Here is a 3,705-nt window from a genome sequence, read left to right on the forward strand (position 1 = left end):
CTCCCCGCCTCCGCGGGGTGACCACCCGCACCACCCCTAAAGCATCCTAGGAGGGTGGGGCCCTGCGGGTGGCGTGTCGTCCGCAGGGCCCCAGGGGCTGATCGGTCAGCCGTGTGCTTTGCCTCGACCGCCGGGGCCGAGCTTCTTGCGCGGGCGTACCGAGATCTCGATCGGGCTGCCCTCGAAGCCGAACTCCTCGCGCAGCTTGCGCTCGACGAAGCGCTGGTAGCCGGCGTCGAGGGGGGCGGTGGTGAAGAGCACGAAGCGCGGCGGGGCCACGCCGGCCTGGGTGGCGAACAGGATCCGCGGTGCCCGTCCCCCCCGCACCGGGTGCGGGGTGGCCTGGACCAGTGCGGTGAGCCAGGCGTTGAGTTGCGCGGTGGGGATCCGCGTCTCCCAGCTGGCCAGGGCCCGGTGCAGGGACGCGGCGAGCTTGTCCACCGCCCGGCCGGTCTTCGCCGACAGGTTCAACCGGATCGCCCACGGGATCCGGCGCAGCTCCCGCTCGATCTCCTTGTCCAGGTAGTACCGGCGGTCGGCGTCGACCAGGTCCCACTTGTTGAAGGCGATCACCATCGCCCGACCGGCCTCGGTGACCATGGACAGGATCCGCTGGTCCTGCTCGCTGATCGGCTCGCTGGAGTCGAGCAGCACCACCGCCACCTCCGCCGCCTCGATCGCCGAGGCGGTACGCAGGCTGGCGTAGTACTCGGTGCCGCTGGCCTTGCCGACCCGCTTACGCAGCCCGGCCGTGTCCACCAGCTGCCACGTGTCGCCGCCGATCTCGACCAGGCTGTCCACCGGGTCGACGGTGGTGCCGGCGACCGCGTCGACCACTGCCCGCTCCTCACCGGAGAAGCGGTTCAGCAGGCTGGACTTGCCGACGTTCGGCCGACCCACCAGGGCCACCCGACGCGGGCCACGCGGACGGAACTCCGCCACCTTCGGCGCCTCGGGCAACGCCGCCATGATGGCGTCGAGCAGGTCACCGGAGCCGCGCCCGTGCAGCGCCGACACCGGGAACGGCTCACCGAGGCCGAGCGACCACAGCGAGGTGGCCTCAAGCTCGATGGTGGCGTTGTCGGCCTTGTTGGCCACCAGGATCACCGGCTTGGCGCTGCGGCGCAGCATCCTCACCGCCGCCTCGTCGACGTCGGTGGAGCCCACCATCGCGTCCACCACGAACAGCACCACGTCGGCGGTGACCACGGCCGCCTCGGCCTGGGCGGCGATGGCCGCCGCCCGGTCCTTCGCGTCCGGTTCCCAACCGCCGGTGTCCACCACGGTGAACGCCCGACCGGACCACTGCGCGTCGTACGGGATCCGGTCCCGGGTCACCCCGGGTACGTCCTCGACGACCGCCTGGCGGCGGCCGATGATCCGGTTGACCAGGGTGGACTTGCCGACGTTGGGGCGGCCGACCACGGCCACCACCGGCTGCGGGCCGGTCGGTTCCTCGGTGTCGAGGTCCGGCTCCCGCAGCTCCACCCATCCATCGCTGTCGGTCACGCCACTCCCCGATCGGTGAGCAGCTCAGTCAGCCGTGCCACGACCTCGTCGATGCCCAGCTCGGTGGTGTCCAGCACGACGGCGTCGGACGCCTGGGCGAGCGGGTCGGCCTTGCGGGTCGAGTCCAGCTGGTCGCGGCGGGCCAGGTCGGCGGCGGTGGCCGCCACGTCGGAGGCGTTCTCGGCGCTGCGACGTGCGGCGCGTGCCGCCGCCGAGGCGGTGAGGTAGACCTTCAGGTCGGCGTCCGGGGCCACGACGGAAGCGATGTCCCGCCCCTCGACCACGATCCGACCGGCCTTGGCGATCATGTCGCGCTGCCGAGCCACCAGCAGCGCCCGCACCGCCGGCACGGCGGCCACGGCGGAGACCGCGGCGGTCACCTCGGGCCCGCGGATCTCTTCCTCGACGCCGATCCCGTCGGCGGTCACGCCGTACCCCGCGGGTTCGGTGCCGATGTGCAGGTCCACCTCGCCGGCGACCTTCGCCACCGCCTGCGCGTCGGTCAGGTCGACCCCGGAGCGCAGCACCGCCCAGGTGATCGCCCGGTACATCGCGCCGGTGTCGAGGTAGCGGGCACCGAGGCTCACGGCGAGCCGCCGGGAGACGGTGGACTTACCCGAACCGGACGGCCCGTCCACAGCGACCACGCAGCGCCCGGCCGGTACGTTTTCCTCCACCGTTGTCCTCCTCAGCCCGTACCTCGCGATCCACCCTCATCGGCGGACGCGAGCGGTTGCCCACACGTCTTCAATGATGCCCGGCGCGGCGGCGTACGGCCTGCCGGCCCCGCCGGGCCGCCAGGGAGCCTACCCTCAGCCGTACCCGTGGGCGCGGGGTCAGTCACCCACGGCCTTGAACAGGGCGGCGACCTCCGCGTTGGTCAGCCGCCGGGTGCGCCCGGCACGCAGGTCACCCAGCCGGATCGGCCCGATGGAGGTACGCACCAGCCGGCTCACCGGGTGGCCGACCTCGGCGAGCAGCCGCCGTACGATGTGTTTGCGCCCTTCGTGCAGGGTCAGCTCGACCTGGGCGGTACGCCCCAGACTGTCCACCACCCGGAACGCGTCGACGGTCACCGGGCCGTCCTCCAGCTCGATCCCGGCCGCGAGCCGCTTGCCGAGGTTGCGCGGGATCGGCCCGGACACCTCGCACAGGTACGTCTTCGGCATCCCGTAGGAGGGGTGCATCAGCCGGTGCGCCAGGGTGCCGTCGTTGGTGAGCAGCAGCAGGCCCTCGCTGTCCGCGTCGAGCCGCCCGACGTGGTAGACCCGCTGCTCGACCCGGTTGCCGAGGAAGTCGGCCAGCGCGGTGCGTCCCTTTTCGTCGGCCATGGTGGAGACGACGCCGCGTGGCTTGTTCATCGCCAGGTACACCAGCCGGGTGTCGGCCACCAGCCGTTCGCCGTCGACGTGGATGACCGCGGTGGTCGGGTCGACCTTGTCGCCGAGCTGCGCCACCCGCCCGTTGACCGTCACCCGCCGGCGGAAGATCAGGTCTTCGCAGGCGCGCCGGGACCCGACGCCGGCGGCGGCGAGGATCTTCTGCAGGCGCTCGGCGCCGGTGTAGACGGGCGCGTCGGGGGACGGGGTGCGGTTATCGCGTGGCATCAGCAAGCTCTTCTACGTCGTCGGGGAGGAACGGGGCCAGCGGCGGCAGGTCGTCGAGGCTGTTCAGGCCGAGCTTCTCCAGGAACATGATGGTCGTCTTGTACAGGTACGCGCCGCTGTCCGACTCGGTGCCGCACTCCTCGACCAGGCCGCGGGAGACCAGGGTACGGATCACCCCGTCGCAGTTGACACCGCGGATGGCGGAGATCCGCGACCGGGTCACCGGCTGCTTGTACGCCACCACGGCCAGGGTCTCCAGCGCGGCCTGGGTCAGCCGGACCGACTGCCCGTCCAGCACGAACCGTTCGACGTAGCTGGCGTATTCCGGCCGGGTGTACAGGCGCCAGCCCCCGGCCGCCCGGCGCAGCTCGAACCCGTGACCGGCGGAAGTGTAGCCGGCGGCGATCTCGTCCAGCATCGGGCCGACCCGCTCGGCGGGCTGCTCAAGCACCTGGGCCAGGGTCAGTTCGCTGACCGGCTCGTCCACCACCAGCAGGATCGCCTCCAGCGCGCCGCGCAGCTCGGCGTCGTCGAGCACCGGCGGCGGCTCGGGCACCGCCCGGGTCCGCCCCGCCGACCGCTTCCGCGC

General features: G+C 72.4%; 4 protein-coding genes. All 4 read right to left on the bottom strand.

What is annotated here, in order from left to right; all coding sequences use genetic code 11:
• Nucleotides 1–105: 105 nt before the first annotated feature.
• A complete protein-coding gene (gene der, locus C1I95_RS32670; protein ID WP_111219820.1) occupies nt 106–1,509 on the bottom strand; it encodes a ribosome biogenesis GTPase Der in 1,404 nt (467 codons plus the stop codon).
• Nucleotides 1,506–2,186: a (d)CMP kinase gene (cmk, locus tag C1I95_RS32675; protein WP_111219822.1), complete on the bottom strand. Its 681-nt coding sequence runs from the start codon at nt 2,184–2,186 to the stop codon at nt 1,506–1,508. Before cmk ends, der begins: the two co-directional genes overlap by 4 nt.
• Nucleotides 2,187–2,345: 159 nt before the next feature.
• The gene (locus tag C1I95_RS32680) at nt 2,346–3,116 is read right to left on the bottom strand and encodes a pseudouridine synthase (protein WP_111219824.1); all 771 of its coding nucleotides are present in this window, start codon (nt 3,114–3,116) and stop codon (nt 2,346–2,348) included.
• Nucleotides 3,103–3,705, bottom strand: a 603-nt coding sequence (gene scpB, locus C1I95_RS32685) for an SMC-Scp complex subunit ScpB (protein ID WP_111219826.1), incomplete at its 5' end; no start/stop codon positions are given. The genes scpB and C1I95_RS32680, both read right to left, overlap by 14 nt.

It is taken from the genome of Micromonospora craterilacus (assembly GCF_003236315.1).
Taxonomy (GTDB): Bacteria; Actinomycetota; Actinomycetes; order Mycobacteriales; family Micromonosporaceae; genus Micromonospora; species Micromonospora craterilacus.

What these genes read in the sequence shown, in the direction of transcription:
- C1I95_RS32680 (WP_111219824.1), bottom strand. Translation starts at nt 3,116, where the DNA reads ATGCCACGCGATAACCGCACCCCGTCCCCCGACGCGCCCGTCTACACC.